This is a genomic window from Kocuria salsicia (assembly GCF_039532055.1).
Lineage (GTDB): Bacteria > Actinomycetota > Actinomycetes > Actinomycetales > Micrococcaceae > Kocuria > Kocuria salsicia.
On the sequence record NZ_BAAARF010000005.1, the window covers coordinates 1 to 17,564 of the forward strand.

General features: G+C 70.6%; 15 protein-coding genes, 3 pseudogenes and 1 riboswitch. Of the genes and pseudogenes, 9 read left to right on the plus strand and 9 right to left on the minus strand.

Annotated elements, in window-relative coordinates; all coding sequences use genetic code 11:
• Window positions 1-285: 285 nt before the first annotated feature.
• Both ABD264_RS05450 and ABD264_RS05455 read right to left on the minus strand, forming a co-directional pair.
• A complete protein-coding gene (locus ABD264_RS05450; RefSeq protein ID WP_344204849.1) occupies window positions 286-672 on the minus strand; it encodes a WYL domain-containing protein in 387 nt (128 codons plus the stop codon).
• Window positions 593-1,243: a helix-turn-helix transcriptional regulator gene (locus ABD264_RS05455; protein WP_303106668.1), complete on the minus strand. Its 651-nt coding sequence runs from the start codon at window positions 1,241-1,243 to the stop codon at window positions 593-595. Before ABD264_RS05455 ends, ABD264_RS05450 begins: the two co-directional genes overlap by 80 nt.
• A 94-nt stretch (window positions 1,244-1,337) precedes the next feature.
• Here ABD264_RS05455 and ABD264_RS05460 point away from each other — a divergent pair, with 94 nt between their 5' ends.
• Window positions 1,338-1,898 (plus strand): mycothiol transferase, encoded by a 561-nt coding sequence (locus tag ABD264_RS05460; protein ID WP_144943373.1) that lies wholly within the window; start codon window positions 1,338-1,340, stop codon window positions 1,896-1,898.
• Window positions 1,899-1,979: 81 nt separating this feature from the next.
• Here the strand turns inward: ABD264_RS05460 and ABD264_RS05465 are convergent.
• The 3 genes and pseudogenes from ABD264_RS05465 to ABD264_RS05475 all read right to left on the minus strand — a co-directional run.
• Window positions 1,980-2,867: pseudogene (locus tag ABD264_RS05465) on the minus strand (amidohydrolase family protein); the annotation flags it as partial.
• A 179-nt stretch (window positions 2,868-3,046) separates the two neighbouring features.
• Entirely contained in the window at window positions 3,047-4,177 is a 1,131-nt protein-coding gene (locus tag ABD264_RS05470) for a glycerate kinase (protein ID WP_303106667.1), read from the minus strand.
• A gap of 120 nt (window positions 4,178-4,297) precedes the next feature.
• Window positions 4,298-5,083: a hydroxypyruvate isomerase family protein gene (locus tag ABD264_RS05475; protein ID WP_303106665.1), complete on the minus strand. Its 786-nt coding sequence runs from the start codon at window positions 5,081-5,083 to the stop codon at window positions 4,298-4,300.
• A gap of 285 nt (window positions 5,084-5,368) precedes the next feature.
• Between ABD264_RS05475 and ABD264_RS05480 the strand changes: the two genes are divergently transcribed.
• A complete protein-coding gene (locus ABD264_RS05480) occupies window positions 5,369-5,758 on the plus strand; it encodes a hypothetical protein (RefSeq protein ID WP_303106664.1) in 390 nt (129 codons plus the stop codon).
• Window positions 5,759-6,044: 286 nt separating this feature from the next.
• The gene (locus ABD264_RS05485; RefSeq protein WP_425554289.1) at window positions 6,045-6,803 is read left to right on the plus strand and encodes an aspartate/glutamate racemase family protein; all 759 of its coding nucleotides are present in this window, start codon (window positions 6,045-6,047) and stop codon (window positions 6,801-6,803) included.
• A gap of 26 nt (window positions 6,804-6,829) precedes the next feature.
• On the opposite strand, the gene ABD264_RS05490 is transcribed toward ABD264_RS05485, so the two are convergent.
• Window positions 6,830-7,267 (minus strand): DoxX family protein, encoded by a 438-nt coding sequence (locus tag ABD264_RS05490; RefSeq protein WP_303106660.1) that lies wholly within the window; start codon window positions 7,265-7,267, stop codon window positions 6,830-6,832.
• Between the two features lie 121 nt (window positions 7,268-7,388).
• Here ABD264_RS05490 and ABD264_RS05495 point away from each other — a divergent pair, with 121 nt between their 5' ends.
• A complete protein-coding gene (locus tag ABD264_RS05495) occupies window positions 7,389-8,435 on the plus strand; it encodes an NAD(P)-dependent alcohol dehydrogenase (protein ID WP_144943367.1) in 1,047 nt (348 codons plus the stop codon).
• Between the two features lie 374 nt (window positions 8,436-8,809).
• Here ABD264_RS05495 and ABD264_RS05500 read toward each other — a convergent pair.
• Both ABD264_RS05500 and aceB read right to left on the minus strand, forming a co-directional pair.
• Window positions 8,810-8,980: pseudogene (locus tag ABD264_RS05500) on the minus strand ((S)-ureidoglycine aminohydrolase); the annotation flags it as partial.
• Between the two features lie 98 nt (window positions 8,981-9,078).
• Entirely contained in the window at window positions 9,079-10,686 is a 1,608-nt protein-coding gene (aceB, locus tag ABD264_RS05505; RefSeq protein WP_303106658.1) for a malate synthase A, read from the minus strand.
• A gap of 264 nt (window positions 10,687-10,950) precedes the next feature.
• Between aceB and ABD264_RS05510 the strand changes: the two genes are divergently transcribed.
• The gene (locus ABD264_RS05510) at window positions 10,951-11,712 is read left to right on the plus strand and encodes an IclR family transcriptional regulator (RefSeq protein WP_414672749.1); all 762 of its coding nucleotides are present in this window, start codon (window positions 10,951-10,953) and stop codon (window positions 11,710-11,712) included.
• A gap of 106 nt (window positions 11,713-11,818) precedes the next feature.
• On the opposite strand, the pseudogene ABD264_RS05515 reads toward ABD264_RS05510, so the two are convergent.
• A pseudogene (locus ABD264_RS05515) lies at window positions 11,819-12,109 on the minus strand (sugar phosphate nucleotidyltransferase); the annotation flags it as partial.
• Between the two features lie 6 nt (window positions 12,110-12,115).
• Between ABD264_RS05515 and ABD264_RS05520 the strand changes: the two are divergent.
• The 4 genes from ABD264_RS05520 (at window position 12,116) to ABD264_RS05535 (ending at window position 17,485) form a co-directional block, all read left to right on the plus strand.
• Window positions 12,116-12,850 (plus strand): glutamine amidotransferase, encoded by a 735-nt coding sequence (locus ABD264_RS05520; RefSeq protein WP_303106657.1) that lies wholly within the window; start codon window positions 12,116-12,118, stop codon window positions 12,848-12,850.
• A 156-nt stretch (window positions 12,851-13,006) separates the two neighbouring features.
• Window positions 13,007-14,347: a CPBP family intramembrane glutamic endopeptidase gene (locus tag ABD264_RS05525; RefSeq protein WP_144943364.1), complete on the plus strand. Its 1,341-nt coding sequence runs from the start codon at window positions 13,007-13,009 to the stop codon at window positions 14,345-14,347.
• Entirely contained in the window at window positions 14,337-15,716 is a 1,380-nt protein-coding gene (locus ABD264_RS05530; RefSeq protein WP_303106655.1) for a M18 family aminopeptidase, read from the plus strand. Before ABD264_RS05525 ends, ABD264_RS05530 begins: the two co-directional genes overlap by 11 nt.
• Before the next feature lie 63 nt (window positions 15,717-15,779).
• Window positions 15,780-15,871, plus strand: a riboswitch (SAM riboswitch).
• Between the two features lie 177 nt (window positions 15,872-16,048).
• A complete protein-coding gene (locus tag ABD264_RS05535) occupies window positions 16,049-17,485 on the plus strand; it encodes an acyl-CoA dehydrogenase family protein (protein WP_290500204.1) in 1,437 nt (478 codons plus the stop codon).
• The last annotated feature ends 79 nt before the right edge of the window (window positions 17,486-17,564 follow it).

The window sequence follows — 17,564 nt, forward strand, 5'->3', positions numbered from 1 at the left end:
GACTCGTACAAGTCCACCGCCCGGCGACGGAACTCGTCGGTGTAGTTCTTCCTGGCCATCCTTGGATTCTCGCTTCTCCCAGCATCGTGCTGGATTCCGCGTGTCCAAGATCAAGGGTCAAGCCCCCTTCCAGCCCTCACCCGAACCGTGGCGCGTCATGCTCGACCCGATGGGTCACCTCTTCTGCTTGAGCGCTGTCCGCCTGGACTGATGAGAAACTCAACCGGAGGGCCCCAAACCATCGACCTCACACCGCCCGCGGCGATCAGCCCCGGCCGGCACCCCCTAACTCGCCTCTCGCGCGTGGTCTGAGATGCGTGCCATGGCCTCCCGGAACGGATCCGCATCTGCCCCGTCCAGGACTGTCACAGGAGCTTTGAGGTCTCGGCTGACCCACAGGACGTGCCATGCGAGGTCGTCCCAATCGGGTGCGCCCACCAGGAAACGGCAGCCGCGAGCAGTGGGTTCCAGATGGCTCCGATAGGGGGCCGGTATCCGGACGGTGGCTTTCTCCACATCGACGCCCATCTCCACGCGGACACGGCACGGGTAGCGGCTGGCAAGATCACGGCGGAAGTCCAGCGGCGGCGCCTCACGAACCGCGAACTGCCAGGTCGTGGCGCGGAGGTTGGTCACCCGGTCCAGGCGGAACACCCGCCAGTCGTCCCGCACGCGGTCGAAACCCTGCAAATACCAGTGCTCCCCCCGGGGTCATGAGTCGCACCGGCTCCACCTCCCGGGAGCTGACCTCCCCGGTGGGCTTGCGGTAGTCGAAACGCACCAACATGTGGTCACGCTGTGCCGTCGCCAGTTGCTGCAGCAGGTGGAGATCAACGGCAGGTCTGTTGCGCGGGAGAGCTCGAGTAGCCCCGTCGACGGCTGCGACGAGTGAGTGCAGTCGCGGAGGCAGAAGCTGGTCAAGCTTCGTCAGCGCGCGCAGAGCGGCTTCTCCCACGTCATCTGTGCCAGAGAGCGCGCCCATGCGGAGGCAGGCAACCAGGGCGACTGCTTCGTCGTCATCGAGCAGCAGGGGTGGGAGGCGGCGCCCGGCACCCAGGCGGTACCCGCCGTCCAGACCTCGTGCGGCTTCCACCGGGTAGCCCAGCTGCCGCAGCCTGGTCACATCCCTCCGTACGGTGCGCTCCGTCACTTCCAGACGGGTGGCGAGTTCGTGCGCCTGCCAGGTGGTGCGAGCTTCCAGCAGCCCGAGCAGGCGAAGGACGCGCTGAGTGGTTTCGGCCATGTCTGCATTCTCGCGGAGGCAGCGGACCGAAGCTGTCCGCAGGGCCTGGTGTCATGGTCGTGACAGCGCCCGCTGACCCCGAGAGGACATCATCGTGTACCTGCCCCAGATCGACAACGAGCGTGCCACGCTCTGCAACTACCTGGACGTTCAGCTCGATGCCATCCGAGCCAGCTCCTACGGTCTCGACGACGACCAGGCTCGTCGCGCTCCCCGGCGCAGCACCTTGAGCATCAGTGGGATCACCAAGCACGTCGTCTACTGCATGAAGCAGTCGCTCTCCGGGGCGGGACGCCACGAGCACGACCAGCCGTTCGAGGCGTTCTTCGCGAGCTTCACGCCGTCGGACGACGAGGACATCGTGACGCTGCTGGAGACCTTCGACGAGGTTCGTGGCGAATACATGAGGATGTGCCGTGACGGTGAGCTCGACGCGGAGCTGCCAGTGGGCCCCATGCCCTGGGTGGGCATGACTGAAGCACGCCCGGCGAAGTTGCGATACCTCTACGTCCACCATGTGGAGGAGTTCGCCCGGCACGCGGGGCACGCCGACATCATCCGCGAGGAGATCGACGGCGCACAGGCCGCGGAGCTGCTCGCGGCGGTCGAGGGACGACCCGCGAATGACTTCGTGACCCCCTGGCAGGCCAGATAGCGCCGTCGTCCTGAACGCACGATCAGCACGGCGGGCAGACGGTGCGGTGTCCCGCCGTCACAAAGGTGGGGCAGGTCGTCGTCAGGCCTGGCCGCGCGAGATCAGGCGGCCGGTGGGTGTCTCGTAGTCCGCCTCGTGCCCGCCCACGAAGGTCTTGCGGACCTTCCCGGAGAGCACCGTGCCCTGGTGGGGGTGATGGGGTTCTCGTGGTTCAGTCGCTCGGCGTCCACCACGTGGCCCTCGTCCGGGGCGAAGACGGCCATGTCCGCGTCGTGCCTCGGTCCAGATCAGGGACACCCCCAGCTGCAGCGAGGACACCCCGCCCCACGCGACCTCGAAGTCCCCGTTGCCCTGGTCCTTGAGCTCGAGCGTGGAGGGGGAGCGGTCCGAGACGATGTCGTCGACGGTGCCGTTCACCAGCCCCTCCACAGCATCTCCCGGGTGGAGACTTCGCGCACGGGTGGGCAGCACTTGCCCGCAGTGGCGCCGTCCGGGATCTCCTCCGCGAGCAGTGTGAGGTAGTGGTGGCGGGTCTCCACGGTGATGTCCAGGCCGTCGTTCTTCGCGGAGCGGATCATGGGGATCGCGTCCGAGGAGGACGGGTGCAGGATGTGCGAGCGCCCACCGGTCCAGCGGGTGCGCCCGACGTTCTCCGCGAGCGCCTCCGCCATCTCGTCCGCCTCCAGGTGGGGGAACTCCTCCACCCCCGGAGTGCAGCAGGAAGCACTTGAAGCCGGACACGCCGTCATCGTGCGGGGGCGCAGGTCCTTCCTTGTTGCCGGGGACGGCGCCGCCCCGGAAGCCGATGTCCACGAACGCGTTCTGCGCCGTGAACAGCCGCTCGTACTCCAGGGCGGGCACGTTCACGGTGGCGGTCACGGAGTTCAGGGGCATGCGCCTGGTCCGCCGTGGCCCGCACCCGCTTCTTTGCGCGCTCCTCGTCGACCTCGGGGTCTGCGGCCGCCCCGGGCTGGGGGGGGTCTTGTCCCGGGTGGACTCCGGGGTCTTCCTCTGACGTGAACCGTGCTGCGGGGAGGCATTCGTGGAAGGGGTGCCCTTCCGCTGGCGCGTTCCGGCGCTCGTGGCCGGGCGGTGCGGTGCGTGAGGGGCGGCTCGTCCTCGAGTGCCCGTGGAAGTGGAAGGCTCCGTCACTGCGAGGCGATGCGGCGACCGACCTCACGGAGCAGGCGAGGTGCCCCTCGCATCGACGTTTCTGGGTCCGCTGCAAGCGCGCGCAGTTCGTGGACGGCGGCGAACCCCGCCTCGCGAAGTGTCGCGGCATCCAGGGTGGTGCGTCCGCACACGGCCACCACGGGCACGCCGTGGCGCCGCCCCACGTGCAGCACGCCCAGCGGCGTCTTCCCGCCGAGACTCTGCTCGTCCAGGCTGCCCTCGCCGGTGAGCAGCAGGTCCGCGCCGGCCACGGCGACGTCGAGCCCCACGAGGTCCAGCACGACGTCGATCCCCGGCCTGCGTTCCGCGCCCAGCACCGCGAGTGCCGCGTAGCCGACGCCGCCCGCAGCCCCCGCGCCGGGTGCGTCCGCGGCCTGGCGGGCCGGTTCGCCGAGCGCGTCCGCGAGGCGGTCGCGGAACACGGCCAGGGCGGCGTCGAGATCCGAGACGTCCTGCTTGGAGGCGCCCTTCTGGGGGCCGAAGACCGCGGCGGCTCCGCGCGGGCCGAGCAGCGGGTTGTCGACGTCCGCGGCGAGCACGAACTCTGCGTCCCGGATACGCGGGTGCAGCTGTGAGGCGTCCACGCGATGCAACCCCGCGAGCGCCGCGCCGCCAGGGGGCAGGTCGCGGCCGTCCAGGTCCAGCAGGCGCAGCCCCAGCGCGGCGAGCATCCCCGCGCCGCCGTCAGTGGTCGCGCTGCCGCCCACGCCGAGCAGCACGCGGGTGCAGCCGGCATCGAGCGCGGCGGCCACGAGCTCGCCCGTGCCGCGGCTCGTGGCGGTGCGGGGTGCGAGCACGGGGCGGCCGTCCTGGATGGGGAGGACAGCGAGGCCCGAGGCCAAGGACATCTCCACCACGGCCTCGTCCCCGCGTCGACCCCACGCGGCGGGGACGGGACTTCCCGCGGGTCCGGTGACGGTGAGGTCGTGGCGCTCGAAGCCCGCGTCCAGGGCGGCGTCGAGCGTCCCCTCCCCGCCGTCGGCGACCGGCAGAACCTCCACGACGGCGTCCGGGCGCACCTCGGCAATGCCCGCCGCAAGCTCGGCCGCCGCCTCGTGGGCGGTCACCGACCCCTTGAACTTGTCCGGTGCCACGACGACGCGCACGGTGTCCTCCTTCTGCGGATGTCCGGTTCCAGGACCATTCCAGCACGACGCCGCCCGCTCGGGGCCCGGCCGCGCGGTGCGCAGCTGTGCGGTGTCGGTGTGCCGAACAGGCGTGCGGCCTCACGCGCGCCGGTCGCGGGGGAGCCACGCGAAGGGGTCGTCCTGGGAGGGGACGTACTCCAGCGCCACCGGTCCGTGGTAGCCGCGCTCGTGGGCCCGGGCCACCCACCGGAGCAGCGGCAGATCGCCCGTGCCCGGCTCGTGGCGGCCGGGCGCATCCGCGAGCTGGATGTGCCCGAACTCCGCGGCGTGCCGTTCGATCAGGGCCTCGACGTCCTCCCCGTTGACCGCCAGGTGGTAGGAGTCCGCGAGCAGCTTCACGTTCGGGCAGTCCACGCGGTCGAGCACGGCCATGACGTCCGCGGCGGTGCGCAGAGGATACGTCGAGGCGCCGGAGAGCGGTTCCACCAGGACCGTCCCGCCGAAGACCGCCACCGCGTCCGCGGCGTACCGGAGGTTCTCGACGGCGGCGTCGTCCTGGTCGGCCACGGGCACGTCCGGCAGGCGGTTGCCGTGGAGGGCGTTGAAGGCCCGGCAGCCCGTGGCCTGGGCCACGCGTACCAGGGAGTCCACGCCTCGCCGGAACTCATCCGTGCGCGTGGGGTGGGAGAGGACTCCCCGCTCACCGGCAGGCATGTCCCCGGCAAAGAAGTTCAGGCCCGTGAGCTGGACGTTCGCGTCCTCCAGCGACCGGGCGAAGTCCTCGATCTCCCTCTCGGACGGGGTGGTGGCGGGGAACGGCCACCAGAACTCGACCGCGGAGAAGCCTGCACGCGCCACGGCGGCGGGGCGCTCCAGCACGGGCAGGTCGGTCAGCATGATCGAGGCGTTCACGGTGTACCGCACGGTGGGCCCTCTCCGGGGCGGTGGCGCGGCCGCCCGTTTTTCGCTTTGATTCCATGATATGGAATTTGAGTTCTGATGAATGAAAAATTATCGACCGATGTGATGCGCGTCAACCCTTGGTGTGGGATTTGAGAGCTGGACGGGGCGACGTCCTCTCACGGTTTCCTCCAGGACTTCCCCCGCACCACGGAGCAGGCGGCCGGTCGCCCCGAGCCCGGGCGCCCGCACGCACCGCCCGACGTCGCCCACGAGCCGCGCTCGGGCACGAGCGAGAGGCTCTACAACGTGGACCTCGCACCCACCAGCCGTTACGGGCGCACATGGAGCGCGCAGAGCATCTTCACCATGAGGGGCAACGACCTGCACTCTCCGGGCAACTACGGCTTCGCCATCGGCCTCTTCGCCCTCGGACTCGGTGCGTGGCAGGTGCTCGCGGTCCTGGGTGCGGGCGCGCTGCAGGTGCTCGCGTCCCTGGCGCTGCTGATCCTGCCGTGGAACCTCTACACCTCGCCCGTGGTGATCGTGTGCTTCCTGGGTGGGTTGGGCGCCGCTGCTCGGGTCGCTCTTTGGGATCAGCATGGTGGACTACCGGCTGATCCGCCGCTCCAGCGTGAACGTGCCCCGGGGCCTCCACGGACACCCACCACGGCGAGTACGTCTACCGCGGCGGCGTGACCCCCGGGCAATCGGGGCGTTCATCCCCGCAGCACCGGTCTCTCTGGCGCTCGCCCTGCTGCCCGTCTTCAGGCCACCAGCGCGTTCTCGTGGTTCATCGGGGCCGGCCTGGGCGCCCTGGGCTACCTCGTCACCGCCGAGCGCGAGCTCGAGTACACCGACCAGCACGGTGAGGCCACCGTGGCCGCCACTTCGCACCGACCCTGCGTCTCGCACGAGATCGCGGCCGACGACGCCGCCGCGGGCTGCCTCCCGCTCGCCCCGCAGGGTGGAGCCCGGCGTCGTCGTGCCACCCGATCCCCGGCCACCCGAAGGACCCACCAGGCGCATCCTGACCGTCAACGTGAACGCCACACCGTCCGTGACCGAGTCCATTGCGGAGGCCCCGCGCGCCGTGGCCGAGCCCGGCGTGGAGATCGTGGGGCTCACGCCCACATTCGGCGCGCCGTCGTGCGAAGGGAACGTGCAGTCCTACCTGGCCGCGGTGGGAGTGATGGACGCGGTGCTGACCTGTGACCAACCCTTCAACCCCGTGATCCAGGCCAGGTTCGGCGAGCACCGGCGGGAAGGTCTGCAGGAGCTCCTCGACCAGCCCGTCGTGGACATCCCGAGGCGGCCGCTTACATCGCCACCTTCGTGGGGCGCAGCGACACCGGGAGTGAGCACCCTGGGCCGCACCGTGCCGCTGATCGAGGACCGGTTGCGGCTGGCCGGGCTGATGGAGCGCTGCGCGTCCGTGCGGGCGTCGAGCACCTCCGTGCCGGACCTGGAGCGGGATGAGAACGCGGCGGTCGAGACGATCGTGGCTGAGGCGCAGCGGGCCGTCGAACAGGACCGCGCCGAGGTGGCTGTCCTTGGCTGCGGCGGGATGGCCGCCCTTGAGGGCGTCGTGCACCAGCGGTGCGGCGTGCCCGTGGTGGATGGCGTGGCTGCCGCGGTCAGCGTGGCGCAGTCGCTCGTGCGGCTGCGGCTGAGGACCTCCAAGGTCCGCGCGTACACGAGCCCTCTGCCGAAGGACCTCAAGGGTTTCCGGTTCGGGCGGTGAGGCCGGCTCGCGTCCCGGGCTTCCGACTACTTGCGGGGGAAGCCTCCGGCCAACAGGGCTGCCGCGATCAGGGCCGGCTGCCCAAACAGGCGGGCCAGTCGCCTGCCATCGGTGTCCAGGCCGAAGGCGTCGTGCCGTTCGGCGTACTGGCTGATGTTGCCGGGGAAGATCGCGGCGTAGAACGCGGCCAGCCCGGCGCCCACGGCGGCGCGCCGCTTCGGCAGTGCGAACAGTGCCGCACCGAACGCAATCTCCATCACCCCGGAGGCGAGCACCACCGTGTCTTTGTCCACAGGGAACCAGTCGGGAACCTGTGCCTGGAAGTCCTCGCGGGCAAAGGTCAGGTGGGAGATCCCCGCGGTGGACATGAACGCCCCGAGCCCCAGGCGGGCGACGTTCTGCGCAGTGGTGGGCTTGGGAGCGGGCGCGCTCAGTGACTGCAGTGCGTTGACAATGCGGGACATGGGATCTCCTGGAAGTCGCGTCGGGTACTTATACTTATCAGTAACAAACCCACCGGGCCCGTGAGTATTCCTCGGTGCTCCAGTGTGACACCGGAGCACCGAGGGACTACAGTCACCCGCCATGACTACCAACGTTGCTGCCTATCAGGCCGTTGCCTCCGGTGCCCCGCTCGAGAAGGGGACCGTCGAGCGGCGGGACCTGCGCCCGGACGACATCCGCATCGAGATCGAGTTCGCCGGGATCTGCCACTCGGACATCCACACCGTGCGCGAGGAGTGGGGGCCCATCGAGTTCCCCATGGTTCCGGGACACGAGATCATCGGCCGCGTCACCGAGGTCGGTTCCGAGGTGCGGAAGTTCACCGTGGGGGAGCGCGCCGGAGTGGGCTGCCTGGTGGACTCGTGCCGCGAGTGCGAGTGGTGCCTGAAGGGCGAGGAGAACAACTGCCCCCAGGCCGTGGGCACCTACAACGGCAAGGACCGTTTCGACGGCCGCCCCACCGACGGCGGGTACTCCACCGAGATCATCGTCTCCGAGGCGTTCGCCCTCCACATCCCCGAGAGCCTCGACCCGGCGGCCACCACGCCGCTGCTGTGCGCGGGCATCACCACCTACTCCCCGTTGCGCACCTGGGGCGTGACCGAGGGCTCCAAGGTGGCTGTGGTGGGCATGGGCGGGCTGGGCCACGTGGCCGTGAAGCTCGCCGCCGCCATGGGGGCCGAGGTCACCGTGATCAGCCAGACCCGCTCCAAGGAGGAGGACGGCCGGCGATTCGGCGCCACGAACTGGATCGCCCGCAAGGAGGACCCGGAGGCCCTGAAGGAGCACAAGGGCGAGTTCGACGTCATCATCAACACCGTGTCCGCGCACATCGACGTGCAGGAGTTCATGGCCACCCTGCGCCCCCACGGCGCCATGGTGCTGCTGGGTCTGCCCACCGAGGCCCTGGAGGTCAGTGCGGGTTCGCTCATCGGCGGTCGCAAGTCCCTCACGGGCTCCAACATCGGCGGCATCCGCGAGACCCAGGAGATGCTGGACTTCTGTGCCGAACACGGCGTCACCGCGGAGATCGAGCTCATCAAGGCGGACGAGATCAACGACGCCTACGACCGCGTGGTCGGCTCGGACGTCCGCTACCGCTTCGTGATCGACGCCAAGACGATCTGAGGTTCCGAACTGCGACGACGGCGCTCCAGGCCATGACGGCCCGGGGCGCCGTCCTCGTCTGGCCAGGGAATCAGGGATCGCCAGAGACACCTCGCGCTCGGAACACGTGAGCGCCACGAGGGCGGCCTCAAGCCTCCGGGTGATTCTTGGAAACGGGTCCGCGCGGGGAACCTGCCCGTCCTGCCGCAGAGGCTCTCCTCGCAGCCAGCCGAATCCCGCCGTACGCCACGACGGCGGCGATGCGAAAGGCCACGCCGGCTGGGGTACCGGCAATTTTTCGTGGGGGCGTCATCGTTTCTCCTCACGCGGCAAGCCGCGTCGTGGTGCGCCTCAAACGCAGGCAGCAAGATGCCTCGCGCACCATGGCCGTGCGACCACATGAAATCGCTCTCCTGGACCTCACACCAGTCCTCGTGGAGCCGGTACACGGCCTGGCCCTCGAGGATGTGGGGCCCGGGCTCCATCACGTGGGTCTCCGCGAAGGGGATGACCCCGCCGGGGAGGAACGTCACGATGGTCAGGTGCATGTCGTGGCGCAGGTCCGCGCGGGGCATAGAGCCCTCGGAGAGAACGGGGGCGTCCCCCGCCGCGCCGCGCGGGGCGGTCGTGGCGGGGGACGCGTGAGCGGCGTGGGCCGGTTGGGTCACTTGCTGCCTTCCAAGAGGTCATACGCGGACAGCGTGAGGAAGTTCGGGTAGTCCTCCCTGAGCACCATGTCCGAGATGAGCCGCCCGGCGGGCACGAACCACTTCTCGTAGTTCTCCTGGTCGATCTCACCGCGCAGCACCTCGAGCTGAGTGTCCAGTGCGTCGGAGACGAGCTCGCGCGTGGCGGTGTTGCCGGTGTCCGTGTAGACCACGCCGTTCTTGATCTGCTGCCAGATCTGCGAGCGGGAGATCTCCGCGGTGGCGGCGTCCTCCATGAGGTTGTGGATGGCCACCGCGCCGCTGCCGGACAGCCACACCGCCACGTAGCGGATGGCCACGTACAGGTTGGCGTTGAGCTCCTTCTCTGTGCGCTGGTCCCCCGCAGAGGGCACGTTCAGCAGCATCTCGGCGGTCACGTCCACGTCGGGGCGCTGGTGGTCCACCTGGTTGGGCTTCTCGCCGAGCACGCCGTCGAAGACCTCCTGGCACACGGGCACGAGGTCAGGGTGGGCCACCCACGAGCCGTCGAAGCCGTCCCCGGCCTCGCGGGTCTTGTCGTTGCGGACCTTCTCGAACGCGGCCTTGTTGATCTCCTCGTCCTTGCGGGAGGGGATGAACGCGGCCATGCCGCCCATCGCGAAGGCGCCGCGCTTGTGGCACGTCTGCACCAGCAGGTCCGTGTACGCGCGCATCAGGGGAGCGGTCATGGTCACGGCGGAGCGGTCTGCCAGGATGAACTTCTCCCCGGCGTCGCGGAAGTACTTGATGATGGAGAACAGGTAGTCCCAGCGCCCGGCGTTGAGCCCGGAGGCGTGGTCCCGCAGCTCGTAGAGGATCTCGTCCATCTGGAACGCGGCGGGGATGGTCTCGATCAGCACGGTCGCACGGACGGTGCCGTGCTCGATGCCCAGGTACTCCTCCGCGAACGTGAACACGTCGTTCCACAGCCGAGCCTCGAGGTAGGACTCCATCTTGGGCAGGTAGTAGTACGGGCCCTGGCCGTTCTCGATCAGCTGCTTCGCCGTGTGGAAGAAGTGCAGCCCGAAGTCCGTGAGGGAGCCGGAGCCGGTCTTGCCGTTGACCGTGATGTTGTACTCGGGCAGGTGCCAGCCGCGCGGACGCATGACCACCACGGCCAGGGGCACGTCCTCGCGCAGCTTGTACTCCTTGCCCTCCGGGGAGGTGAAGCCCAGGGTTCCGCGGGCGGCGTCGCGCAGGTTGGCGATCGCATCCACCTGGTTGGCCCAGCTGGGGGAGGCGGCGTCCTCGAGGTCCGCGAGCCACACCTTGGCGCCGGAGTTCAGGGCGTTGATCGCCATCTTCGCGGGCGATGCCGGTCCGGTCATCTCCACGCGCCGGTCCTGCAGGGCGGCGGGTGCCGGCGCGACCTTCCAGTCGCCCTCGCGGACCTCACTGGTCTCGGGGAGGAAGTTCATGGTCCCGGTCTCGGCGGCCTTGGCACGGGCGGTCTCGCGCTTGCCGAGCAGCTCCTCGCGGCGGTCCCCGAACTTCTGGTGCAGGGCCTCGACGAACGCGAGGGCCTCGTCCGAGAGGATCTGGTCCGCGGCGGCCACGTTCTCGGGCGTCGTGTGGGTGATGCTCATGGGTTGCCTCCTGGATGTCGGTGCAGTCGGTCGTGCCAGGGCAGCGGGCGCTGCGCCATTAAAAATCCGCATGGTGGAAAAATAATTCCACTAATGGCATCGTAGGCGTAGAATGTGACGCATGACAACCGCCAATTGAGTCCTGGCTCACACGGTGCGGTCGGTTCTTGAGGGCATCTCCCGGGGCGTCGCGGCACCCCTGCGAGCCGGTGACCCGGCCGACCCGGCGGTCAGCCCAACTCAGCAAGCAGAGGGAGCACACGCATGGTGGACGGCAGGAGCGCGGGCGGGGTCCGGTCCGTGGAGCGGGTCTTCGACCTGCTCAGCATCATCACCGCCTCCGGCGGAGAGTCCTCGCTCAGCGAGCTCGCCTCCCGGGCCGAACTGCCGCTGCCCACCATCCACCGACTGCTGCGCACGCTCATCCCGTTGGGCTACGTGCGCCAGCTTCCTAACCGCAGCTACGCGCTCGGCCCGGGGCTCATCCGGCTGGGCAACGCGGCCGGGCTGCAGCTCGGCACCTACGCGCAGCCCGTGCTGCAGGGGCTCGTGGACGAGCTGGGGGAGTCCGCGAACATGGCGATGCTGGACGGGCAGATGGTCATCTACGTGGGTCAGGCACAGTCCTCCCACTCCATGCGGATGTTCACGGAGGTGGGCCGCCGGGCCCACATGCACGACACCGGGGTGGGCAAGGCGATCCTGGCAGCCCTGCCGGAGCAGCAGGTTCTGAGCATCGTGACGTCCATGGGCATGCCCACCCCCACCGTGAAGAGCCACGGCACCGTGGAGTCCCTGCTCGCGGACCTCGAGGTGATCCGGGAGCGCGGCTACGCCGTGGACGACGAGGAGCAGGAGATCGGCGTGCGCTGCTTCTCCATGGTCCTGCCCAACGCCCCCACGCCCACGGCCATCTCGGTCTCGGGTCCCACCACGCGGGTGGACTGGGGGTTCGGCGAGCGTGCCGTTCCCCTCCTGCGCGACGCCGCCCAGCGGCTCTCGGCGCAGTTCGCCTCCGCGCGCTGAGCGCCCCACGGGACGCGGTGGTGCCGCCGTCGTGACCGCGCACGTGCGCGCGGTGAGGTGTCAGCGGCGAGGGAGTGCAGGCAAAATCGACGGCGCGGTAGCCGCCGATGTGCTCCGTGCCCAGGAGCAACGCCCGCGCGAGACCGTCCGGACGCGGATGCTGCGCGTACGTGGTCCACATGCCGAACCGTGGCCCGTCCTCGAGCCGCTCGGCGTCGTGCGGGGTGGTGATCACCAGGATCTCCCGCACCCCGGCCACCAGCAGCGTGGACAGCGGGTGACAGACCATCGGCGTGTCGTAGACGGGGGCCAGCTGCTTGCCCGCACCCTCGGTCACGGGGTGCAGGCGGGTGCCCGGGTGGCGTCGTCCCCGGCGCTGCCGCGCGGTGGCTAGCATGAGGGCATGAAACCCTTCGTGCTCCTGGCCACGCGCGCCGACGACACCATTGCGGACGAGGAATACCGTGCCGTGGCCCGCTTCGGGGGGCTCGAGGAATCCCAGCTCACCCGCATCCGGCTGGAGTCCGGGCAGTGGCCCGCGCTGGACCTGGACGAGTACAGCGGGATCATCGTGGGCGGCTCGCCGTTCAACTCGTCGGACCCGCCGGAGGAGAAGTCCAAGGCGCAGCGCACCGCGGAGACCTGGATCAGCTCCCTGCTGGACGAGGTGGTGGCCCGCGACTTCCCATTCCTGGGCGCGTGCTACGGCGTGGGAACCCTCGGCATCCACCAGGGCGCCACCGTGGACCACACGTGCCACGAGGACGTGGGACCCATCACCGTGACCCTCACCAAGGAGGGGGAGAAGGACCCGCTGCTCGCCGGGCTGCCGCACGAGTTCAGCGCGTACGTGGGCCACAAGGAGGGCACCCGGGTGATGCCGTCCCACGCCGTGCTGCTCGCCACGGGCTCCGTGTGCACAGTGCAGATGTACCGCATCAAGAACAACCTCTACGCCACCCAGTTCCACCCGGAGCTGGACCCCCAGGGCCTGGTCAGTCGCATCATGGCGTACAAGGACCTCGGCTACTTCCGACCCCAGGACACCGAGGCCGTGATCGACCGCGTGGTCAACGGGCCCGTGGTGGACCAGGCGCCCCGGATCCTGCGTGCCTTCGTGGAGCGATACCAGCGCTGAGCCGACGCCGGACCCGCGTGGACACGGCACGAGCCCCCGCGTCGGCACGAACACCCCGGTGCTGAGCCGGACCCGACCACGGGCCACCGCAGCCCGCCGGTCCACAGCGGGGCGGCCTGACGTCGTGCGGGTCCCCGGACCCGTTACCGTGGACGCATGAGTCAGCCGAGTGCCCCGTGGTCCCGCCCGACACCCCCGCAGCAGGGTGAGCAGCCCCGCCGCAGGGACCCCGGCGTGCGAGTTCCCGGCGTGCAGAACCCGGGCGTGCAAGGCCTGGCGCGGCCGTCCGACGGCCGCCACGTCCCCGGCCCGGTCTCAGCCCCCGGTCCCATCAGCGCGGGCACCACCCGCACGTTCTTCTACCACCGGCTGGCGCTCGCGGACCGCAACCACCGCTGGTGGATGCCCCTCGTGGAGGGTGTCATAGGGGTGGGCATCTACCTGGTGCTGAGCATCCTGTTCGGGATCGTCATCGCGTTCACCCTCCCGGAATCCCTGTCCGAGGACATCCTGGCGATGGACCAGATGGACCCGGCAGTGTTCCTGCTGCTCTTCGGCTCCGTGGCGCTGATGCTGCCCAGCGTGCTGCTGGCACGCCTGGTGCTCGGCCCCCGCCCGCTGGGCCTGGTCTTCTCCGTGGCCGGACGCATCCGCTGGAGGTGGCTGCTCACGTGCCTCGGGGCCGCGGCGGCCGTGTACGTGGTGGTCAACGCCGTGGGGATCGGTCTGGACATGACCACCGGCGGCGGCGTCCCGCAGCTCGAACTGGCACCGGGCTTCGGGTGGCTCGTGGTGCTGTGGCTCGTGGTGGTGCCCCTGCAGTGCACCGCCGAGGAGCTGGTCTTCCGCGGCTACCTGGCGCAGACCATCGGCCGCTGGCTCAAGCACCCGGCCTGGGCCATCCTCCTTCCGGTGCCGCTGTTCGTGCTCGGCCACACCTACGACGTGTGGGGTCAGGTCTCCGTGGGCATCATGGCCGTGACCATGGGCGTCGTCACGTGGCGCACGGGCGGCCTGGAGGCCGGGATCGCACTGCACACGGTGAACAACATGGTGGTCACAGCCATGGGCATGGTCGGTCTTGCGGACATGAACGAGACCTCCGGCAGCCCCTCGGACGTGGTCTTCGAGGTCATCCTCAACGGCGCGTACCTGGCGATCGTGTTCTGGCTCGTGCGCCGTCGCCCGGCGCTGGCCGTGACGCGCACCGTGATCCTCCCTCCGCCGCCGGCACCGCCGCGCATGCCCGACCTGCACGCCCGCCCCGCGGCGATCGCCGCGGACTCCTCAGGCATGGCCGCCTACGTGCTCAACCCCATCACCCAGACCTACATGACGCTGCCGCCGCAGTACGGCCCCTACTCGGTCCGCGACGCCGAGGGGCGCTACGTGGGCGTGCTGGACACGCGCACCTCGCAGGGGCAGCCGCAGCTGGCGCCCCCGGCGGACCGGGGCCGCCCGGAGAGCCCCTCCTACACTGGGGTCCATGACGAATAGATCGCCCGTGAGCTCCCCGTCCGCCGCCGACGCCGCGACGGGCTCCGCCCCGGAGACCGCCTTCGCGCGTGGTCTGGGGGAGTACGTCACCGCCTCGCCCAGCCCGTTCCACGCCGTCGCCACGGCCGCCGCCGCGCTGGAGGGCGCCGGGTTCACGCGCCTCTCGGAGGCCGAGGCCTGGCCGGAAGGCTCGGGGGGCCGCTACTACGCGGTGCGCGATGGCGCCCTGATCGCCTGGGTGCTGCCGTCCCGTGCCGCGGCCGGCGTGGGCTACCGCGTGCTGGGCGCCCACACCGACTCGCCGGGCTTCAAGCTCAAGCCCCGCCCCACCACCGTCTCCCACCGCTGGTACCAGGCCGGGGTGGAGGTCTACGGCGGCGCGCTGCTGAACTCCTGGCTGGACCGGGACCTGCGCTTTGCCGGGCGTCTCGTGGTACGAGGGGAGAACGGGCCCCGCGAGGTGCTGAGCGCCACCGGGCCCGTTGCCCGGATCCCGCAGCTGGCCATCCATCTGGACCGCAGCGCCAACGAGGCCCTCACCCTCGACAAGCAGCGCCACACCCAGCCCGTGTGGGGCGTGGGGGACGCGCAGGACGCGGACGTGCTGGCGGTGCTCGCGCAGGCCACGCACGCGTCGTCGTCGGCCGGTGACCAGGCGTTTGGGACTGTGGCGCCCGAGGACATTCTGGGCTACGACATCACCGTGGCGGACACCCAGGCTCCCGAGCTCATCGGAGCGCAGTCCAACCTGCTCGCGAGCGGGCGGCTCGACAACCTGACCTCGGTGTACGCGGGACTGCGTGCCATGACCGAGCACGTGGAGGAGCTCGAGGCCGCCCCGCACGTGAGCATCCTGGCAGCGTTCGACCACGAGGAGGTGGGCTCCGAGACCCGTTCGGGCGCGGGCGGACCGTTCCTCGAGGACGTCCTGGAACGCATCGCGGCCGCCCGCGGGCAGTCGCGGGAGGAGCACCTGCGGGAGATCGCGGGCTCCGTGTGCCTCTCCTCGGACGCCGGGCACCTGGTGCACCCCAACTACGAAGGCCACCACGATCCGGTCAACACGCCTGAACCTGGTCGCGGGCCCCTGCTGAAGATCAATGCGAAGCAGCGCTACACCACGGACGCCGTGGGTGCCGCGCTGTGGGCCGGGATCTGCGAGGACGCCGGGATCGACTACCAGGAGTTCGTGGCGAACAACGACATCCCGTGCGGTTCGACCATCGGACCCATCACGGCCACCCGGCTGGGGATGCGCACGCTGGACGTGGGCGTGGGGCTGCTGTCGATGCACTCGGCTCGCGAGCTCGTCCACACCGGGGACCTGTTGGCGCTGAACGTGGCGGTTGCGAGCTTCTGGCGGGGCTGAGCCGGTCACGGGAGGACACGCGCGTTGACACCCTCGCGGCCCGCGTGATGGATTGAGCACGTAACGCCATCCAGAGCGGCCGAGAGACGTGGCTCGTCGACGCCGCAGCAACCACCCGTGTCACGGGCCGGTGCTCCCACCACGGCCGATGGACAGTGCCATGCTCCGCTGACCGGTTCGGTGACCGTCGCCTCTCCCGCGGCGGGCGACGTCCGCGCCCCGCGTGCGCGGACGTCGCCCGGGGGAGGCCCGCGCCGCCGCACGGTCCCGGGCGCGTCCCGGCCGAGGGGCACGGCGCGCGGCGCGGATCCGACGCAGGGAGCCGTCAGCGCATGAGCACCACCCAGACCACCGAATCCCCCCGCACCCGGGCCCGCGAGAGCGCAGTACGGGAGGTGGCGCAGGAGGTCGCCGCAGCCACCGCGCTGCGGGAGGCCGCCGCCGCCGGGGCCTTCGGCACGGGAAGCACCCGCTCCGGCGGCGTCGTCCCCGGGGCATTCGCGGGCGGCGTTCCCGGCGGCTCCGCGGACAGCGACCGCGCCACGGGGTTCCCGCCCGCGGGCGAGATCCCCACGCAGGAGCTGCTGCAGGTCTTCCGCCCCGTGTTCGCGCGGATCGCCGCGCGCGCGGTGGCCCGCGAGCAGGACCACGAGTTGCCGTTCGAGTGCTTCGGGTGGCTCAACGCGCTGCGGTTCGGGGCGCTGACCCTGCCGGTGGCCCGGGGCGGCTACGGCGCCACGCTCGCGCAGACGGTGGAGCTGCTCGTGGAGCTCGCCGCCGCGGACTCCAGCGTGGCCCACGTCTACCGTTCCCACCTGGGCTTCCTCGCGAGCCTGGGTGCGGGCGAGGCGGACGTATGGTTCCCGCGCATTGCCGCGGGCGAGACCGTGGGCAACGCCGCCACCGAACGCTCCGGCGCCGCGCTGGGGACCGCCGCCACGAGCCTGGCCCGATCGGAGCAGGGCGGCAGCTGGGAGCTCAACGGCACCAAGTACTACTCGACCGGGTCGATCTTCTCGGACTGGATCCAGGTCACCGCGCAGATCCCCGGCCAGCAGGCCCGATCCCACGCGCTCGTGGGCAGCGACTGGGAGGGCGTGGAGATGGTGGACGACTGGGACGGCTTCGGCCAGCAGCTCACCGGCACGGGCACCACCCACTTCCGCGGCGTCGTGGTGCCTGCGGAGAATGTGCGGAACAGGGACGGGCGCAGCACGCAGGAGACCGCGGTCTTCCAGCTGGTGCTGCTCTCGGTGGAGGCGGGCATCGCGGGGGCCGCCGCGACCGCCGCCGTGGACCTGGTGCGTGCCAGGACCCGCGGCTTCAACACGGGCAACGGCGCGGTGACCCGTGAGGACCCCCAGGTGCTGCAGCGCGTGGGCGAGCTCAGTGCCCAGGCGGCCGCCGCGCGGGCGATCGTGCTGCAGGCCGCGCGCGAGGTCGACGCCGCCGTGGGGGTGCTCGGCCAGGAGCCCCGAATCACCGATCCCGAGGAGCTGACGAACGCGTGCGAGCTCGCCGTGGCCCAGGCGCACGTGGTGGTTCCCGGGCTGGTCAAGGACGTCACGGACGGAATCTTCGACGTCCTGGGTGCCTCGGCGGTGTCCTGCTCCAAGGCGCTGGACCGGTTCTGGCGCAACGCCCGCACCGTCGCCACGCACAACCCGGTGATCTACAAGGCGCGCATCGTCGGGGACCACCGCGTCAACGGCACGCCCATGTTCGGGGTCAACGCGATCGGTGAGGTCCGCGGCTCCGCGACCTCCTGACACGCCACCGACGACGACGCCCGGTGGCCCTCCGCGGGGGGAGGTCACCGGGCGCCGTTGTGCCGGGGCAGCGCCCCGG

Bases quoted from the DNA above. Each gene is read 5' to 3' on its own strand.
- ABD264_RS05530 (WP_303106655.1), top strand. From the start codon at position 14,337: ATGACGAATAGATCGCCCGTGAGCTCCCCGTCCGCCGCCGACGCCGCG.
- ABD264_RS05490 (WP_303106660.1), bottom strand. From the start codon at position 7,267: ATGTCCCGCATTGTCAACGCACTGCAGTCACTGAGCGCGCCCGCTCCC.
- aceB (WP_303106658.1), bottom strand. From the start codon at position 10,686: ATGAGCATCACCCACACGACGCCCGAGAACGTGGCCGCCGCGGACCAG.
- ABD264_RS05510 (WP_414672749.1), top strand. From the start codon at position 10,951: ATGGTGGACGGCAGGAGCGCGGGCGGGGTCCGGTCCGTGGAGCGGGTC.
- ABD264_RS05525 (WP_144943364.1), top strand. From the start codon at position 13,007: ATGAGTCAGCCGAGTGCCCCGTGGTCCCGCCCGACACCCCCGCAGCAG.
- ABD264_RS05495 (WP_144943367.1), top strand. From the start codon at position 7,389: ATGACTACCAACGTTGCTGCCTATCAGGCCGTTGCCTCCGGTGCCCCG.
- ABD264_RS05455 (WP_303106668.1), bottom strand. From the start codon at position 1,243: ATGGCCGAAACCACTCAGCGCGTCCTTCGCCTGCTCGGGCTGCTGGAA.
- ABD264_RS05520 (WP_303106657.1), top strand. From the start codon at position 12,116: ATGAAACCCTTCGTGCTCCTGGCCACGCGCGCCGACGACACCATTGCG.
- ABD264_RS05535 (WP_290500204.1), top strand. From the start codon at position 16,049: ATGAGCACCACCCAGACCACCGAATCCCCCCGCACCCGGGCCCGCGAG.